The sequence below is a fragment of the Sphingobacterium siyangense genome, from assembly GCF_007830445.1.
Lineage (GTDB): Bacteria > Bacteroidota > Bacteroidia > Sphingobacteriales > Sphingobacteriaceae > Sphingobacterium > Sphingobacterium siyangense.
The window spans coordinates 11,940-29,471 of record NZ_VLKR01000024.1; the positions used below are offsets into that span (position 1 = coordinate 11,940).

Here is a 17,532-nt window from a genome sequence, read left to right on the forward strand (position 1 = left end):
TTGATTTTTGGAAGCCCGAGGCTACCGTTTATTAAATATAATTTATTAACGCTTGTATGGAATCCTGTGGTAGACTGCAGGTCCTGTTTTTACAAAGATATGCTTTTGTCTCCTTTCCGACTCTATGTTCGAGCAATGGAAGATTTTCTTCTGTACCGCCAAGAACAATTTTATTTGGAATATAATAGTTGCCGAGTTCATTTTTGAAAGCCATTGCTTTATCCCCCGTCAATGCAATTTCATTGATTCCATATATTTCTTCTAGCAATAATATTGCCCAATTTGAATAAGCCGAACCATAAGTCTTGATTTGCGGGAATACATTCGCCAGCAATTGGTCTGTAATGGCGATGTAATTTTCATCATCAAAAAGCAAACCTAATCGTTTCAGCTGACGAACCATTGTCGACGAAGAGGATGGAATTACATTATCCATAATTTCGCTTTTCCGTGCGATGAGTTCCTCTGCCTGCGACGATGTATAGTAGAATGTTTTTTGTGATCCATCGTAAAAGAATGCAATGGCCTTATCAGCGAGCTGTCTTGCTTTTGTGAGCCAATTGAGGTCAAATGTCGCCTCATATAATGCTATAAAGGCTTCAATAGTGAATGCATAGTCATCTAAGAAGCCTGCGATCGCTCTATTGTTATCTTTTGGTTGGTGCAATAACTGGAGATCGTCTTGAATAAGATGTGTACAGATAAACTGGGCATTGTTTAAAGCGAGTTCAAGGAAATGGCTGTTTCCAAGACTGTGATAGGCATCTATTAGTCCTTTTAGAAATAGCGCATTCCAAGTGGTTAGCTGCTTATGGTCGAGTCCCGGACGGATCCGTTGTTCACGATAGTTGTATAATTTTTTCTTTGAAATTTTTAAAAAATCTGCCCATTCGTCAGCTGACATATTGACCTTTGTTGCTAACTGGTCTGCATTAATGGCGCAAATAGGAATGTTGGTTTTCTCCTCCTCCCAGTTGCCGGCTTGGGTTATGTTAAAATATTGCCCGAGTAGGGGAGCATCATCGCCCAATACCTCGTCAAATTCAACTTTGGAGAAGGAATAGTATTTCCCTTCAATGCCTTCGCTATCGGCATCTAAAGCGCTATAGAAACCATGGTTTGGAGCAAGCATTTCACGCTCGGCCCAAGTAATCGTTTCTTCGATGATCCGTTTATAGAATGGATCCCGACTTTGTTGATAAGCTTCGGCATAAAGGGATAATAATTGCCCATTGTCATAAAGCATTTTTTCGAAGTGGGGAATATGCCAATAATGGTCCACCGAATAGCGGGCAAAGCCACCTCCGATCTGGTCATAAATACCGCCTGATCCAATCTTTTTCAATGTAAAATGAACATGTTCCAAGATTTCCCGATCGTCGGCCAACACAGCATATTTTAGCAAGAACAACCAGTTGTTGGGCAGTGGAAATTTGGGTGCTCTTTGATAACCGCCTTCCTTTTTATCGAATATCTCGATCCAAGGGGTAACAATTTCATTTAAGTCGTCGATTGTGTATTGCGCTGGAATAGGATTGATGGGAAGTTTCTCGGCCCGTTGAATGCCATTGTTTAGCTTTTCGGCATAGTCAAATGCGACTTCGGGTTTCTCCGCCCACATTTGTGCAATTTGCAATAAGATATTCTGCCAGTCGTGCGGTTTGAAATAAGTACCACCGTAAATAGGTCTCCCATCGGGCAGGCAGATACAATTCAATGGCCAGCCCCCGGCATTGGTCATCAGTTGCACCGCAAGCATATACACTTGATCAATATCGGGGCGTTCTTCGCGGTCAATTTTGATCGATACGAAAAACGTATTCATGGTTTGGGCGATGGCTGAGTTTTCAAAACTTTCACGCTCCATCACATGGCACCAATGGCAAGCCGAGTAGCCAATGCTTACAATGATCAGTTTATTTTCGTCTTTTGCTTTTTTTAAAGCTTCCGGCCCCCAGGGCATCCAATCTACTGGATTGTGTGCGTGCTGTTTAAGGTAGGGTGAGTTTTCAAATTGCAATTGATTCGCCATAAGACGAAGGTAGTGAAAAAGTAATTATTAACGAGCCTAGTGAAAAACATACAGGCAATAAACTTTGCTGTAGCATTTTTTTTTATTTCTACGTCGTGTTAAAGTAACTTCATTGGATTGAAAATTAATTAGATGTTATATAATGTCCGATGAATTTGATTAGTTTTACATGCATTTATTATTAGCTTTACCGAAGTCCTATGTCAAATGACGTTGATCTGCTTAAGAAGATAGTCCAAAAAGATAGAAATGCTTTTGAAGCTATTTATAAGAGTCATTTCCGTAAATTGTATATCTTGTCTTTTCGGTATGTGCGAGAGGAGGCAATCGCTGAAGAGCTCACCAATGATGTATTTATGATGTTATGGGAAAATGCAGGAAAATTGATCATTAATCAATCACTTGGAGCCTACCTATCCCGCAGTGTTATCAATCTCTCGCTTACTTACCTCAAAAAGAATCAACGTTTATTAGAACGGAATAATGATTATAGCAAGGAACTGGATCTGACAGATGAGGAAGATCAGACCGATAGCGCAGCACTTTACGAATCCAAATTATTGATGATCGAAAGTATATTGGAAGGGCTGCCGCCGCAGTGTCGAAAAATCGTTCTTATGAGTAAGTACGATAAGATGAAACAACAGGAAATAGCGGATCAATTGGGAATTTCAATAAAAACGGTTAAAAATCATTTGACCATTGCTTACGATAAAATTCGGGTGGCTTTGGCCAAGCAAAAAACATTTCTCTTGCTTCTAATCGGCTTTTTATTTTTTTCATTAGGACTTTTTGTTCAGTTTATTATCTTATAGATATGGAAGAAAACAATACTTCAAGATTTATTCCTTATGACTTGATTCAGAAAGAGCTGGATGGGACTATTTCCGAAAGGGAGGAGGCGTTGCTTGAACGTTGGATTTCTGATGATACGGAGAACCATCGATTATATGATGAAATCAGAACAATATCCGATGACCTTATTGCATTGGAACACTATAAAAATGTAGATACCAATAGTCAATGGGATAAATTTAAACTGCAGCTGGATAAAGAAGCCATTGTTCAGGACCAAGAGATCGCGATACCAATTAGCACGATTTGGAAACCCTGGATGAAATTTGTGGCTGCAGCCGTATTGTTGGTTGTCGGTTTTGCCTGTTATCTGAACTTTGACCGCTGGATGGACAATGAAATCCGAATATATGGATCAGCAGCGCAGCAGCCCATTTTGCTTCCTGATAGTTCAATTGTGATATTGCATGCAGGAGCGGAAGCTTTGTTCAATAGGCGAACATTTCTGGGAGAACGGATTGTCGAACTTAAAAAGGGAAAAGCGCTATTTGATGTAAAGCACAAAACGGGGAACTCTTTTGTCGTAGATCTTGAAAACAATTATGTGCGTGATATCGGAACTACTTTTGAAGTGAATTTGCTTGAAAATGATGTTGAGGTTTTTGTTAAGGAGGGCTCTGTCGCCTTGAGCAGTGGAAAAGGAGATCATGCAAAGGAACTTATTCTGCAAAAAAATCAGAAGGGCCTGTATAAAAAACAAACAGCATCCTTGTCCAAAATAGATCTTTCTGAGCAAAATGATACCGAAGTTGCTCAGAAACTGAGCTATTCGAATATTCGATTGGATAGTATCTGCGCGGATTTGGAAAAGCATTTCCGGGCGAATATTACTGTGGTTGGGGATAGCTTAAAAGCGCGGAAGCTGACTATGTATTTTGATGGACAAACGCTCAATGAGATTGTTCAGATTCTCTCCAAGACCCTCAATGTGAAATGGAAATCGGGTAAAAAAGGATATAGAATCTACGAATAGACTTTTCGCATTGCTGATATGAAAGATAGGATACTGTATCGTCTGCTCTTTTTATGCTGGTTGGTTATAGTCATGTGTTCGAAATCCATGGGGCAGAATTCTCCTACGGATTCGCAAATTTCAATTGACACACATAACAAACAGATCATTCAGATACTTGTCGAAATTCATAAAACATACGATATATCCATGTCTTATGATGAGCAGATTTTTAACAAGGACATTATCTATAGTCGATCATTTAATAAATCGAGTTTAGAAGAGGTTCTTAATTATTTGCTCAAAGATTCCAATATTGGATTCACAATGATCAATAGGGCCCTGATCTTCTACAAAGAGGATAAGACTTTTACCATTAAGGGGCGTGTTGTAGATAGTCTAAGCGGTGAAAACCTGATCGGTGCTACTTTGTTGATTGCTGCGAAAAGTAAAAGTAGTTTAAGTAATAAATATGGGTTTTATTCATTAACTCTGCCACTGGAGACCAATGTCTGTGTGGTAAGCTATGTCGGGTATAAAACAAAAATTGTGAGATTTTCTCCCGATATGGAGTTTGGTACATTTTTAATCAAACTTTCTCCTCTAGATATGAATCTAAGTGAAATTGTGATCAATGGAGACTCTATCGGGCGAAGTAAGCAATTACAGGTGTTAAATGGGAAGATAGACTGGAATAGAGCTCGGAGAAGTTCTTTCTATAAGGGAGAAGCGGATATTATCAAGGTTTTACAGATGCAAAATGGTGTTAACGGATTGACTGAGGGGGGGAGTAACTTGTTTGTTAGAGGCAGTGGTAAAGATCAGAATCTTATATTGTTGGATGAAGCCGTTGTTTACAACCCATCGCATTTATTTGGTTTGACTTCTGTCTTTAATCCTGATATCTTAAAACATACTCAAATTTATAAGGATGCTATCCCATCGAATTTCGGAGGACGGATTTCATCCATCATGGAGATGAGCACACGTGATGGCGATGTAAACACAGTACATGTCTTCGGAGGCGCAAGCTTACTAGTTGCTCGCATTGGAGCTGAAGGTCCACTTATAAAGAAAGGGAAGGGATCTTTTTTAGTGACGGCAAGATCAAGTATATCGAATGTGTTCAATAAAGAATATCGTTTGTTCAATGTGAAGGGGAATTACAGTGACTATAATGCCAAATTGAATTACGCAATTGGGGACCGTCATAGGGTCTATGTTTCTGGATATATCGGGCAAGATAAAGTAGTTGCGCCTAATAAAAATACTAATCATTGGGGGAATTGGGCGTCTACATTACGATGGAATTATGTGCATAGTCCACGCCTGTTTATGAATTTGTCCGCGATTTTTAGTAATTATTCGAACAGGTTGGATATCAGTAAGCCCGAATCGCCAGAAAACCGAACATGGCTGACCCAAATTAGAGATTTTAGCCTTAAAACTGATTTTACCTATTTTGGAGGATTAGATCGCATGCTTGATTTTGGAATCCAAGGGACGCTGCATAGGTTCAAACCTGGGGAAATTTCTCCCGTTGATCTAGCTAAGGAAGAAAATATTTTCAGGGCACAAGCATATGAGTATGCAGGCTACGTATCCTTTAACTGGAAGATTGACTCTTCCTTTCGGGTCGTTTTAGGTACACGTTTAAATGCTTTTTATAGCACTTCGTTTGGACAATATTATTTATTGAATAACCAATACAAAGTATTGGCGGGAGATTTGGATAAGAAAAAGACTTATTACGGGATCGAACCTCGTTTTTCTTTTCAGTATAAGTTTGCCGATGCTTATTATGCAAGAATATCTTATAACCGTGTATACCAATATCTACAGCTTTTACAGAATGATGAATTGGCTTTTTCATCGTTGGAGGCCTGGATACCTGCTGGGCAAAATATAAAACCTCAATATACAGATGCAGTCTCATTTCGCATAAATAGAATGATTAATGGAGGATACATTGCGATAGATGGGTATTGGAAAAAGATGAAAAATCAAGTTGAACTTATTGACCATGCGCAACTTATTTTAAATCCTTTTATAGAAACTCAGATAAAACAGGGAAACGGTCGAGTATATGGTTTAGAATTTTCTTTTAATAAACGTATAGGCCCTGTTGAGGGAACTGTTCTATATAGCTATTCTCGGTCCTTTCGCAAAATTGTAGGAATAAATAAAGGCAATGAATACGTGGCTAACTATGACATTCCACATGTGGCAAAAGTTAGTTTGTCTTACGATATCAATACAACTATTCATTTGAATACATTTTATGTATTACAGTCAGGAAGGCCATTAACATATCCAATGGGGTTTACGGAGTATGAAGGCATAGTTATGCCTATTTATTCGGATAGAAATTCACATCGTATGCCGATTTTTAGTCGCTTCGATATAAGCTGTTCTTTCGATTTAGAAACGAAAAAACAGCGAGAAAAAGGTCGGCTAAATACTTTAAATATAGGTCTATATAATGTTTTTGACCGACGTAATCCATTATATTACAGTTTTTTAGAGAGTGGAAATGGTTCCCCCATCGTTAAACAGACTTCATTTTCAGGAATTGTTCCGTCAGTAAATTATGCAATAAGATTTTAAAATAAATGATGTTCCCTGTATCTAAAAGTTCATTTTAATCGTATGGTTAATGTAAATTTGGAACTAGTAAATTAGGTTGGGGCAGATGAATAAAAATATCTATTGGAAAGTCCTTGTTTTGTTGTTTTGCTGCAGCATGCTTTACGCCTGTGAAAAATCAGCGCTAGAAGATGGACAATCTTATGATATGATCGTGGAAGGTGGTATCAATACCATGTATAAAGAGCAATATATTCAATTAAAGCGACTTCATATTTCTGGCGTTACTAGTGAACTTGAAGGAATTACTGCTGCTACGGTTATCGTGACAAATGGTCCAAATCAAATTGATTTTGAAGATGTTGGAAATGGTCTGTATAGAGGTCAATTGTTTGATTTAAGAGATACCGTTGGAAATATATTCCAATTAAAAATTGAATTGAATGGGAAGGTGTATGAATCACAAGATCAGCTAATCACCAATGTGCCGATAGAAAAGTCTTTTATTCCGGTAGAAAAATCTGATGTTAATAAAAAATGGCATGTCAAGGTTGATACATATTTATTTGGTATGAGCAATTCCAATAAATGGCTTATCATGCCGCAAAAGGAATTTTCGGATGAAAGTATGGTATTTTTTAAAGCACCCTATAGTTATAGTTTTAGGTCGGGAGCTCCAAATGTTTTAAATACATTGCTGGCCGCTACTTATAGTTATGAAATGGGAAGGAAAGACAGTTTAGCGATTTCTAAATTTGCAATTTCGCCGAGATATGCAAAGTTTTTATATAATTTGTTCCAAGAAACAAAATGGAAAGGGCTATTGTCAGCTGTCCCTGCGAATGTACAAGGAAATGTCACGGGAAACGCCCTTGGATTTTTCTATGTAATGGATGGAATCAAGAAAACAGTTCCGATGAAAGATATTAGAAACGCTAAATAGCCAATTTAATCATTAAAATTAAGAGCCATATACGTAAGAATCGTATATGGCTTTTTTTATGTGAATTTGTTTCTATTAAATTTTGTTGATTAGAAAATGAAAATGCTATTAGGACTTTTTAATAATGTTATTGTCATTATTAAAGATTGAAGAACTAGACGTGCTTCAATACAAATGGTTCTTTGAATTTTAATCAATTATTTGCCCAAGATCAGCGCAATTGCCGCTGAGCATCTGAAAAGTGAAACCGGTGTCGAGTTTTATCTCTGCGCATGATGACGTCCGTAGATATGCCGCTTTCCGGGTTAAGTATTCCACGAGATCAGTTAACGTAGGATTATGACCGAAGAGCAGAACTTGATTGATATGGTCAGGAATTGCATTGATAATGGATAGCAGATGTTTGTATGTGCATTCGTAGATCGTTTCTTCGATCTGAATATCAAAAGAAGAAGAACCCATGACGTCCAGAAAAGTGCGCGTTGTTTGAAGTGCGCGGTTGGCTGGGGAGCTGATCACCATACTATTTTCGTCAAGATTCAATTTTGTGGCAAGCTTGGCAGCAACCTGTTTTGCATGCTGAATTCCATCGGAGGTAAGAGCTCGGTCAAAATCGTTTATTCCCGGAATGGTTTCAGCTTTGGCATGTCGGATGATATAAAGTTTTTTACTGTTGTCCATGATTAAAATTTTTGATTCTATACTAATAACGCTTGATAGCAATATTTCATTGTAAAAATGATGAGATTACTTTCTTCATTATAACAAAATAGTAAGGTATGAGTTCTGCGATTCTAAAAAATATAAAAGATAAATGATAAAGAAGTTCTTTTCAAAAAAAAGTAATAAAGAAAGGACTGATCATGGATATGGCTGGTCAGGAAGATATATGTATTGGGAAGATGTTAAAAGCTTAACAGATGGGTATGATGCGAATTTGATTTTGAACAGAACCTATCAATCGATGCTTAAAATTCGTGATGGGCATGCTGTATATGAGAGAGATTCCGTGCTATTTGAGAAAAAAGAATATCCTTTTGCACTAATTTCAAGTCTTCTTTATATAGCAACAAAAAATGATTTGAAATTGAAAGTCATTGATTTTGGAGGCTCTTTGGGTACAACTTATTATCAAACACGTGACTTTTTAAAGCCTTTGGAATCGTTAGAATGGCACATTGTGGAACAAGAGTCCTATGTAGAGCTTGGTAAAAAAGAGTTTGAAAATAAGCAGTTAAAATTTTATAAAACAATAGAAGAGAGTATTGCTGATGGCCTGCCAGATATAATTATTCTATCCAGTGTTGTCCAATATTTGGAAAAACCGCATGAATTTCTCAGTTATTTGACGGGTTTGCGAATAGCTTATCTTTTTTTCGATCGTACGGCGTTTGTCTATGAGGGACCTGACCGCCTTACCTTGCAACGTGTGCCACCATCTATTTATGATGCATCCTACCCAGCATGGTTTTTTAATGAGGCAAAATTCCTGAACCATTTTAATGAGTATGAACTACAAGCTCAATTTGCATCCTATGTTATTGGAGAACAAGATATGCTAATTGATGGAAAGTTGGCAGGATATGATAGCGGATTTTTTTTTAAGAAAAAGATATGATGCATAACTACTGTACTTTATTTAACTCAACATATTTGACTAGAGGATTAGCAATGTATAATTCTCTCGATAAGTATGTTAAGGGATTTCATCTTTATATTTTCGCATTTGATGAGGCGTGCTTTTCAATTTTAAAAAATCTCAATCTGCCGAAAGCGACAATTATTCCGTTAATCCAGTTTGAGGATAGGGATTTACTTGCTGTTAAGTCGACGCGTACAGCTGCAGAATATTGCTGGACTTGTACACCATCTATTATACGTTATGCAATTAACACCTATGGATTGCAATCGTGTACTTATCTGGATGCAGACTTGTTGTTTTTTGGAAATCCACAGGTTCTGTTTGAAGAGATGGGAGATAATTCGGTATTAATTACACCACATCATTATACTGAAAAATACGATCAGTCAGCAACAAGTGGAACATATTGTGTTCAATTCGTTTGTTTCAAAAATACGAAAGAAGGAATGGAAGTACTTGAATGGTGGCGCAATGCTTGTTTAGATTGGTGTTATGCGCGCGTGGAAGATGGGAAATTTGGCGATCAGAAATATCTTGATGATTGGATGACGAGATTTAACTGTGTTCATGCTTGTGAACATCGAGGAGCGGGAATTGCTCCCTGGAATATTCAACAATATGAATTTGGTGATAGGGATAGTTCAATATGGGCAAAAAGTATAGGGACTAGACTTAGTTTTCCAGTCATATTTTATCACTATCATGGGCTCAAGATAGCAGAAGCTAATAGTTTTATTCCGTTACCAACAGCATACTATGATTTAAATGATAATGGCCTCTTGTTTATGTATAAACCCTATATGTCCGCTTTGGTAGAAGTAAGTAATGGATTGAAGAAACGGGGGATTACTGCTGTACTACACGAAAATATCAAAATTCCGAAGATTCGGACATCCATTCGTCGAATTGCTAACCTCTTTTTTAAGGGAAAAACAGGAGAGTTTTATCACATCAATTATTTTAAAATGAGATGGCTTACCAAGTTGATTTAAAAACATTTACTGATGATCGCGGTAATTTGACAGTGATTGAAAAGGTTATTCCTTTTGATGTTAAGCGTATATTCTATATCTATGGAGTTGATGATTCTATCAGAGGAGGGCATCGACATTATCAGACCGTTCAAGCAGCAGTCTGCTTGCGTGGACGTTGTGCAATTTACAATCAAGATGGTGCAAAGGAACAAATTTTTGAATTGAATTCACCGGACCAATGCTTGATTTTAGAGCCAAAAGATTGGCATCAGATGTTCGACTTTTCGGAGGATGCTATTCTTATGGTGCTTGCTTCTGAATATTATGACGCTACAGATTACATTTATGAACCCTATTTAAAACATGATAGCATACGAGAACTTACAGCAGGTCAATAAGGAATTTATGGATGAATACACGCATGTTTTTCAGGAGGTATTACGCGGAGGTTGGTATATTTTGGGAAAACAGGTACAGCAATTTGAACAATCATTTGCGAATTTCTGTGGTGTCGAGCACTGTATCGGAGTAGCCTCCGGGCTAGATGCATTGGTTCTTTCACTGCGCTATTTTGGATTAAAACCCGGAGATGAGATTATCGTACCTGCTAACACCTATATTGCTTCGATATTGGCTATTGTTCAAGTTGGTTTGAAACCAGTACTTGTTGAACCGGATATGAACACGTACAATATTGATCCAAAACGGATAGAAGAGTGCATTACAAAAAAAACGAGGGCCATACTTGTTGTCCATCTTTATGGAAAGATGAGTGATATGGATCCCATTCTTCTGCTGGCAGATCATTATCATTTAAGAATAATTGAAGACTGTGCACAAGCGCATGGTGCTAAATACAATGGTCAAAAGGCAGGAGCATTTGGTGATTTTGGTGCATTTAGTTTCTATCCTACCAAAAATCTTGGCGCACTGGGAGACGCTGGAGCTATTACATGTAAGGCTGATATACTGAATAATTCAATTCGTACGCTACGGAATTACGGTTCATCTGCTAAATATGTCTTTGATGAGGTGGGGTATAATTCGCGGCTCGACGAACTGCAAGCTGCTTTTTTGTCTGTGAAATTAAAATACCTAGATAAAATTACAGCGCACAAACAGAGGTTGGCAACAGTTTATCTACGTGAGTTAAAGTCCGATTTTATACTTCCAGTTGTACAACCTAGACAAGAAGATGTTTATCATATTTTTGCGATCCGTCATCCCGAACGAGACCGATTGCGCGCTCACCTTTTGGCAAATGAAATTGGAACGGAAATTCATTATCCAATCCCTCCACATCAACAAAAAGCGATGAAAGGAATCCTATCAGATGGAGGATATCCAATCTCTGAAGAAATCCATCGTACAATAATCAGTCTACCAATTTCCTATGGTCATACAGAAGAGGATATCAATAGGGTTGTGGAGGTAATGAATAAATTTTTATAAACAAGCACGACGCAGGTAGAGGCGAAAGTCAGGCCGCTGGAAAAAACGGATGAAGATCACTCGTGTATACAACTTTAAAAATTATTTTATGTGTGTGAAAGGGGGAATTTTTCTTTCCCTTTAATTATCCAAAAACTATTGCTGTCTAATATTTTTTAATTTTTGATTGGGACCTCTTTGAGAACTAGTTGTCATAATGTAGAAAGGGAGTATTCTGATGATGCTTCTTTGTTTATGCTCTTTGTTCCAAATTCTGTGGTTGTAAGAAAAAAGATAAGTTAAAGGATGATTATAGATCTTTTTGTATAGATCCCGGAGATACCTCAAAGAGCATTTTATTTTCTTGATCATTTGTATAACAAAAAATAAAATTTCTCTAAAGATATATGGGCGTTAAATTTTCCATTGTTACTATTAACTATAATAATAGAAAAGGATTAGAAAAGACGATTGAAAGTGTGATAAATCAGAAATATGACAACTTTGAATTTATCATTATTGACGGCGGAAGCAATGACGGTAGCGCAGAACTTCTCAATAAATACGAAAGACATATTAACTATGCTGTTTCTGAAAAGGACGACGGTATTTATAATGCCATGAATAAAGGGATTCGTGCTGCGATCGGAGAATATATTGTATTTATGAACAGTGGAGATCAATTTTATGATGAATTTGTATTGTTGAAATACCAAGAAAATATTTGTGACAATTATCAAATTTACTATGGCAATGCAATTGGTGTTAATGAGGATAATGGATTGAAGGATATCTTTTATCCCAATGAGCTCAACTTATCTCAATGGTTATACGATACAATAAACCATCAGGCTTCTGCTATTAAACGTTCATTGTTCTCAACATATGGTTTCTATAATGAGCAGTCAAAAATAACTGCTGACTGGCAGTTCTTTACAAAAATGTACCTTTTGCATCAAGTCCAGTTTAAAAATATATCTTCCTTTCTAGCAAAAATAGACCTAAATGGAATTTCATCTGATCCATCATTTTCCATATTGCAGCAGCAGGAGAGAGATAATTTTATTCAACTTGAACTGCCTCAGTTTTGGAAAGAATATTTGTTCATGCGGCAAGTTAGATTTTATAAGTATATGACCAAAAGAGAAAGGAAGATTTATCGTATTAAACAGAATAGATTGACTAGTAGAGTTTTTAAAATTTGGATTGACTTTTTAGCATTATTTACTCGGGATTAAATTAAGCATGTGTAAATTTTTATTGGCGAGTAATATCTGGAAAGAAACAATAACTAATTTAGAGTCGCCAAAATAATAATTCATGCTGGATGTAACTATATAGAAGCCTTCATCGTTATACTGTATAGTTGTTACAATTATTTGATATCTTTGATTAATAAGTTTAACTCTTTACTGGAGTATAGCGCAGTTAGTCGAATAGATCCATTTAAATTCATGAATAAAAAAATTCTTTTGCTAGTACCCAATGATTATCAGCTTTATAAATTAGTTCAAAAAAATATAGAAGACATAGGGTTTGATGTTACTGTTATTCTCCATAATTCAGTTAAATTTAAGTATAAAAGCATTTTTCAAAGACTTTATAAGCTTTTTAGAAAGTTGTCCGATGGGAATAATAGTTACAAGCAGGAATTGATAATAAAATATAGTTCAGAGCAACTTATCAATAGGATAGAGGCATTTGATATGTTTGATTATTGTTTGGTATTTCGGGCCGATTTTTTTCATATAGATGTTTTAAATGCTGCTAAGCGGAAATCAAAATGGATAACGTCTTATCATTATGATGGTTTGAAGCGCAATCCGTCAATCTTTGAAAGAATTTCCATATTTGATAAGTTTTATGTTTTTGATAAAGAGGATGTCATGAAAACTGATGTGGTGAGAACTTATCTTTCCCATAATTTTTATTTTGACTTTGATCAGGGACATAAAGAGGCTATACATGATGCTTATTTTCTAGGTTACTATAGCGAAAGTAGAGAGTATTTTTTGTTAAGTCTATTTCATATTTTAAATAGAATTTATAGTAGAGTGAAATTTCAAATTGTTTTTCCTCCAGAACAATTAAAACATGTAAAAAAATACACAGAATATGGAGTGGAATGCCTCAAAAGAGTTGTTCCATTCGGTGATTATTTGGACCGGGTCGAAAGGTCAAATATTATTGTGGACTTTTTAATCGGAGATCATAATGGTCTATCGTTTAGAATATTTGAGGGCTTAAAATATTCTAAAAAAGTGATAACGACCAATCCAAATGTTGTCAAATATGATTTTTATCATCCTAATAATTTTTATGTATTGAATGAATCTTCCTTAGATGAAAAGCAATTGCTTGATTTTCTTGATCTTCCATATGTAAAGATTGCAGATAACATACGTCAACAATATAGCTTTACTTCTTGGTTTAATCAGATGATAGCAATGTAATTAATAGTTTGTTTCAGTAGCAGCCAAATTTCCATCCTCATCAAATTTCCACGAGCTGGAGCTAGAGGATGTTCTCATATAAAATAATTGTTCTTCAGTGAGATTTTTAGGATCTAGATACCAGCCCATATGTTGACTTGTGAAGTTTCCTGCAATACGGATGCCTTCATAAAACCTTATCGGTTTTACCTTAAAATTAATGGGATACTTAGGTTTATATAGTGCAAATGTTGTGTCTATTCCTGCTTTGTAAATATTGGTGTCTAACTGATGTTCCCAAAATTGTTGTTCCCATTTTATGACTTTTTCTCTAAATGGATAGTATTCAGGTATTGATTCTAAATCGAGTGCAAAGCCGGCTTTTAGTACGTTAAATTGGTATTTATCCAGTGTGCGGATTAAAGTGTCTAGGAAATTATCTGGAAGATTGTCATTGGGGCGTATATCAGCATCAGTAATACAATAGTATCCTTGCCCATATTTCTCTTGAAGTTGTTTGTTTTCAAAAAATACCATATGACCGAGATTGTCGGACATCATTTCGATCGTTACTGTGTCACGTATTTCGTTATAATATTCTAGGAGAGGAGCATAGGTCGACTTATTGTCGATGATTATTATATTTTCGAATCCCCTTTCTATCAAAAATGAGACTAGATATTTTAAATTTTCTAACTGATTGTAATTTATGATAAGGATTGGAATACTTTTACTATTTTTTCTTTGTTTTTTTACTTCCGTATTAAAAATAATAAGATATTTATACAAAAGGAAATGACTTAGACGCTTAAGATGTTTTTTCATTTACTGGATTCAATTTAAAATCAAAATTAGTGATATTAAATTATTGTGATAGCATTTAAACAGAAATTTCTTCTGTTTTAAATATTTTTGTAATCCAGGAATCCAAAGAATAATTTCTATAGACATAATGCAGCAGAGGATTATAGGGGGTATCAAAAAAGCAACGATCAAGGTTCGAGAGTTCACAATTCAAAATAAGAATATTATTAATATTGTAAAAATCATATGTCTCGATGGTGTTATTATCTGTAATAATCTTCTTTTCAAAAGCCATCGCTTCAAAAACTCGAAAACTTAAACCTTCTTGTCCTTCACGCATCAAATCTATTATCGCTTTTGACTTTTTGTATTCTTTTAATACGGCTTCATTGTCGATAGGTTTTTTTCGGTATTCTATCAGTGATGCGCCTTTCGGCCTTAATATAAAGTTCCGTAATTTCTCTTTCCATACCTGTTTTCCGACCACAATAATCTTACTTCGTACTTGGAGGGTAGAAAGACGAGCCGCGAGTTTACGCAAAAGCTTGATACGCCGTTTGTCATAGGAAGTGATATAGAATAAGTCGTTTTCAATTTCTTCGGCCTGAATGGGTTGTTCTGAAAGATAATTGTAGTTTGTTATCTTTTCAAAACCATATTTTTTTACATCCTTATCTTCAAAAGAATAGATCTTATCAAACAACTCTAACTTTTCTTCCACTGGAAAACGCTCGAGATTATCATACAGATAGGAAATTAAATATGTTGTATAAGATTTGATCTGTTTGATAGTCTTGTAATCTAAAGTATGTGGATTAAGTACCAATATCTGATCTTGAGGACCTAGTTTTTCCAAGGTATTTAATACGTACTCTTGTCGTTTTATATGTTTGATATTTCTATTCAGAAAAATTTTGCTGACTGCATTGGAAGCCCTTTCACTAAAATTTTTGTATTTATAGGTACCCATATTGATATGTGATGCATCAATACCCTTTTCTTGTAATTTCTTTACAATGTGGTGGTCGTAATTCCAGTAATCAAAGCTTATAATGCAAATCTTCATTTTTTTTCTTCTCTTTTCAATGACTTAAAAGTTTCATGCACACTGAGACTCTGTAAGTAGCAAAGTTGGTATCCTCGTCGCCCATCTAATATTCCTAGTTTCAAAAAGTATGCCTTAAAAAATTTAAAAGACACTTTCGCCAGGTGACTTAAGAGCGAGTACCGCTTATTTTTGGCGTATAACTCTTTACCTTTAAGCTGACCATAATGGACCATTTTTTCCTTATAACTGGCATAGTCTGCAAAGGAATAGTGCCATATCTTGTTTTTTAAGCTACCAATTGTACCATTGACAAGCAATGTCTCATGCACCTTTTTTTTCGTGTCGTATGTTGCTTTACTTTTTTTGAACAAACGGAAATTCTTATCGTTTTGCGTTCCCGAAAAATTAATGCGTTCACCACAAAAGAAAAATAATCGATACATGTAATAAGCGTCTTTTGCTTGCGGATCGTTTATTGTTGATACTATCTCCGTTTGGCATGCTGAAGTCAAACGCTCGTCGGCATCCAAAAAAAGTATCCAATCGTTATTCGCATATGCCAGGGCCAAATTGCGCTGCTTGGTGAAATCCTCAAATTTGTTCTGATAAATTTTCACTTTGGGGTGCAGACCGGCTAACTCAACCGTGCGATCAGTACTGAATGAATCCAAAACAATGATCTCATCTGCAAACTCCATGCTTTTGAGGACTTCCGCTATATTCTCCTCTTCATTGTATGTAATGATTAAAGCGCTTATTTTTTGACTCAAGGTATACGATATAATTGAAAAATTGGACCATACTTTATTGTAACGTGAAAGTTCGCTAATTCGTTACAATCAAATTGAAAAAATGACATTTAATGTTTTCACAATGTAGATCACCACAGTGGACTTTATTGCATTGTGACAAATATATTACATATTTTTTGTAATAAAATATAAAAAAAATGAAATGTTTGTGAAGTACAAGTTTATTCTCAGTTAGCGAATATTTGATTAACTAAATATAAGAAAATACGTGTTTGTAAGGGATATATCGTTATTTTTGTATGTTTTATAGTTTTGAATCTATTTTTACAATACTGTATAAGCTATTTATTACCATAATTTAATTTTTAATCCAAGTGGCGATTCCAAAAGTTATTTATCAGACTTTTAAAACCAATAAGATACCCTTGTTGACGAAGTTTTATATTTGGCGATTTCTAAAACGAAATAAGGGCTATAGTAGAAGGTTTTTTGATGATGCGCAAATCGATACGCTCATCAGGGAAAATTTTGACCAACGTACATATAAGGCCTTTGCCCGTTTACAGATCGGAGCTGCCAAAGCGGATTTTTTTAGGTATGCGGTTTTATATGTGTATGGCGGTATCTATTTAGATTTAGATAGCGATATTATTGGCGTTTTGGATGAAGTGATTAAACCTGAGGATACGGCGGTTATTACGCATGAGAAGAATAGAAGTCTTTATGCACAATGGGCATTGATCTACGATAAAGGACACCCATTCCTGAAAAAGACAATTGAATTGATCGTCCGTAATATCGAGGAAAATAGATATCCACATGATGTCCATCAGATGACGGGACCAACGGTATATACCGAAGCTATAAATCAGGTTTTAGAAGAGGATTCTCAGGTTGCCTACCGACGGATAACCGACGATTATCAGGGACTTTTGAAATTCAAGTATAAACTAAGTAAAATTCTGATTTACGGCGATCGCTCGTTACATTGGAAGAAAATGCAGCTTCGTGTACCTGTCGTCAAACCTAAGGACGATTAGATAACGACAGCTCTTATGTCTTATATATGCTATGAAGTTGA

The 17,532-nt window shown here is 35.8% G+C and carries 16 protein-coding genes; 11 read left to right on the forward strand and 5 right to left on the reverse strand.

The features are described 5' to 3' along the window. Positions 1-31: 31 nt before the first annotated feature. A complete protein-coding gene (locus IQ31_RS19245; RefSeq protein ID WP_145329346.1) occupies positions 32-2,032 on the reverse strand; it encodes a thioredoxin domain-containing protein in 2,001 nt (666 codons plus the stop codon). 200 nt (positions 2,033-2,232) lie between these two features. On the opposite strand from IQ31_RS19245, the gene IQ31_RS19250 reads away from it, so the two are divergent. The 4 genes from IQ31_RS19250 (at position 2,233) to IQ31_RS19265 (ending at position 7,368) form a co-directional block, all read left to right on the forward strand. Beyond that, positions 2,233-2,847: an RNA polymerase sigma-70 factor gene (locus IQ31_RS19250; RefSeq protein WP_145329349.1), complete on the forward strand. Its 615-nt coding sequence runs from the start codon at positions 2,233-2,235 to the stop codon at positions 2,845-2,847. A 2-nt stretch (positions 2,848-2,849) separates the two neighbouring features. Then, complete coding sequence (locus IQ31_RS19255; RefSeq protein ID WP_145329352.1) at positions 2,850-3,860, forward strand: FecR family protein; 1,011 nt, start codon at positions 2,850-2,852, stop codon at positions 3,858-3,860. Between the two features lie 18 nt (positions 3,861-3,878). Further along, positions 3,879-6,446 (forward strand): TonB-dependent receptor, encoded by a 2,568-nt coding sequence (locus tag IQ31_RS19260; RefSeq protein WP_145329354.1) that lies wholly within the window; start codon positions 3,879-3,881, stop codon positions 6,444-6,446. An 85-nt stretch (positions 6,447-6,531) separates the two neighbouring features. After that, on the forward strand, positions 6,532-7,368 hold the full coding sequence (locus tag IQ31_RS19265) for a DUF4249 family protein (protein ID WP_075994252.1): 837 nt from the start codon (positions 6,532-6,534) through the stop codon (positions 7,366-7,368). A gap of 189 nt (positions 7,369-7,557) precedes the next feature. Here IQ31_RS19265 and IQ31_RS19270 read toward each other — a convergent pair whose 3' ends face one another. Continuing rightward, the gene (locus tag IQ31_RS19270; protein ID WP_075994251.1) at positions 7,558-8,049 is read right to left on the reverse strand and encodes a SixA phosphatase family protein; all 492 of its coding nucleotides are present in this window, start codon (positions 8,047-8,049) and stop codon (positions 7,558-7,560) included. Positions 8,050-8,182: 133 nt separating this feature from the next. Here IQ31_RS19270 and IQ31_RS19275 point away from each other — a divergent pair, with 133 nt between their 5' ends. The 6 genes from IQ31_RS19275 to IQ31_RS19300 all read left to right on the forward strand — a co-directional run bounded on the left by IQ31_RS19275 (position 8,183) and on the right by IQ31_RS19300 (position 13,868). Further along, the gene (locus tag IQ31_RS19275; RefSeq protein ID WP_145329357.1) at positions 8,183-8,986 is read left to right on the forward strand and encodes a methyltransferase, TIGR04325 family; all 804 of its coding nucleotides are present in this window, start codon (positions 8,183-8,185) and stop codon (positions 8,984-8,986) included. Between the two features lie 35 nt (positions 8,987-9,021). Further along, positions 9,022-10,002, forward strand: coding sequence for a glycosyl transferase (locus IQ31_RS19280; RefSeq protein ID WP_244294538.1), 981 nt, complete (start codon positions 9,022-9,024; stop codon positions 10,000-10,002). Then, entirely contained in the window at positions 9,981-10,382 is a 402-nt protein-coding gene (locus tag IQ31_RS19285; protein WP_075994249.1) for a sugar 3,4-ketoisomerase, read from the forward strand. The genes IQ31_RS19280 and IQ31_RS19285 overlap by 22 nt, the downstream gene beginning before the upstream one ends. Next, positions 10,348-11,436 (forward strand): DegT/DnrJ/EryC1/StrS family aminotransferase, encoded by a 1,089-nt coding sequence (locus IQ31_RS19290; protein WP_145329360.1) that lies wholly within the window; start codon positions 10,348-10,350, stop codon positions 11,434-11,436. Before IQ31_RS19285 ends, IQ31_RS19290 begins: the two co-directional genes overlap by 35 nt. A gap of 386 nt (positions 11,437-11,822) precedes the next feature. After that, positions 11,823-12,653 carry a glycosyltransferase family 2 protein gene (locus IQ31_RS19295; RefSeq protein ID WP_145329363.1) on the forward strand — a complete coding sequence of 277 codons (831 nt, stop codon included), beginning with the start codon at positions 11,823-11,825 and terminating at the stop codon, positions 12,651-12,653. Between the two features lie 216 nt (positions 12,654-12,869). Further along, positions 12,870-13,868, forward strand: coding sequence for a WaaS/CpsH family glycosyltransferase (locus IQ31_RS19300; RefSeq protein ID WP_145329366.1), 999 nt, complete (start codon positions 12,870-12,872; stop codon positions 13,866-13,868). Here the strand turns inward: IQ31_RS19300 and IQ31_RS19305 are convergent, their stop codons facing one another. The 3 genes from IQ31_RS19305 to IQ31_RS19315 are packed head-to-tail and all read right to left on the reverse strand — an operon-like array spanning position 13,869 to position 16,469. Beyond that, positions 13,869-14,672, reverse strand: a complete 804-nt coding sequence (locus IQ31_RS19305) for a glycosyltransferase family A protein (RefSeq protein ID WP_145329369.1) — start codon at positions 14,670-14,672, stop codon at positions 13,869-13,871. It lies immediately after the preceding gene. A 55-nt stretch (positions 14,673-14,727) separates the two neighbouring features. Next, positions 14,728-15,717 carry a WaaS/CpsH family glycosyltransferase gene (locus tag IQ31_RS19310; RefSeq protein ID WP_145329372.1) on the reverse strand — a complete coding sequence of 330 codons (990 nt, stop codon included), beginning with the start codon at positions 15,715-15,717 and terminating at the stop codon, positions 14,728-14,730. After that, positions 15,714-16,469 carry a glycosyltransferase family 2 protein gene (locus IQ31_RS19315; RefSeq protein WP_208734321.1) on the reverse strand — a complete coding sequence of 252 codons (756 nt, stop codon included), beginning with the start codon at positions 16,467-16,469 and terminating at the stop codon, positions 15,714-15,716. The genes IQ31_RS19310 and IQ31_RS19315 overlap by 4 nt, the downstream gene beginning before the upstream one ends. Positions 16,470-16,825: 356 nt before the next feature. Here IQ31_RS19315 and IQ31_RS19320 point away from each other — a divergent pair, with 356 nt between their 5' ends. Then, complete coding sequence (locus tag IQ31_RS19320) at positions 16,826-17,491, forward strand: glycosyltransferase family 32 protein (protein ID WP_088162996.1); 666 nt, start codon at positions 16,826-16,828, stop codon at positions 17,489-17,491. Positions 17,492-17,532 lie beyond the last annotated feature (41 nt).

Bases quoted from the DNA above. Each gene is read 5' to 3' on its own strand.
- IQ31_RS19265 (WP_075994252.1), top strand. From the start codon at position 6,532: ATGAATAAAAATATCTATTGGAAAGTCCTTGTTTTGTTGTTTTGCTGC.
- IQ31_RS19305 (WP_145329369.1), bottom strand. From the start codon at position 14,672: ATGAAAAAACATCTTAAGCGTCTAAGTCATTTCCTTTTGTATAAATAT.
- IQ31_RS19260 (WP_145329354.1), top strand. From the start codon at position 3,879: ATGAAAGATAGGATACTGTATCGTCTGCTCTTTTTATGCTGGTTGGTT.
- IQ31_RS19290 (WP_145329360.1), top strand. From the start codon at position 10,348: ATGATAGCATACGAGAACTTACAGCAGGTCAATAAGGAATTTATGGAT.
- IQ31_RS19245 (WP_145329346.1), bottom strand. From the start codon at position 2,032: ATGGCGAATCAATTGCAATTTGAAAACTCACCCTACCTTAAACAGCAC.
- IQ31_RS19250 (WP_145329349.1), top strand. From the start codon at position 2,233: ATGTCAAATGACGTTGATCTGCTTAAGAAGATAGTCCAAAAAGATAGA.
- IQ31_RS19275 (WP_145329357.1), top strand. From the start codon at position 8,183: ATGATAAAGAAGTTCTTTTCAAAAAAAAGTAATAAAGAAAGGACTGAT.
- IQ31_RS19310 (WP_145329372.1), bottom strand. From the start codon at position 15,717: ATGAAGATTTGCATTATAAGCTTTGATTACTGGAATTACGACCACCAC.
- IQ31_RS19300 (WP_145329366.1), top strand. From the start codon at position 12,870: ATGAATAAAAAAATTCTTTTGCTAGTACCCAATGATTATCAGCTTTAT.
- IQ31_RS19295 (WP_145329363.1), top strand. From the start codon at position 11,823: ATGGGCGTTAAATTTTCCATTGTTACTATTAACTATAATAATAGAAAA.
- IQ31_RS19270 (WP_075994251.1), bottom strand. From the start codon at position 8,049: ATGGACAACAGTAAAAAACTTTATATCATCCGACATGCCAAAGCTGAA.
- IQ31_RS19285 (WP_075994249.1), top strand. From the start codon at position 9,981: ATGGCTTACCAAGTTGATTTAAAAACATTTACTGATGATCGCGGTAAT.
- IQ31_RS19255 (WP_145329352.1), top strand. From the start codon at position 2,850: ATGGAAGAAAACAATACTTCAAGATTTATTCCTTATGACTTGATTCAG.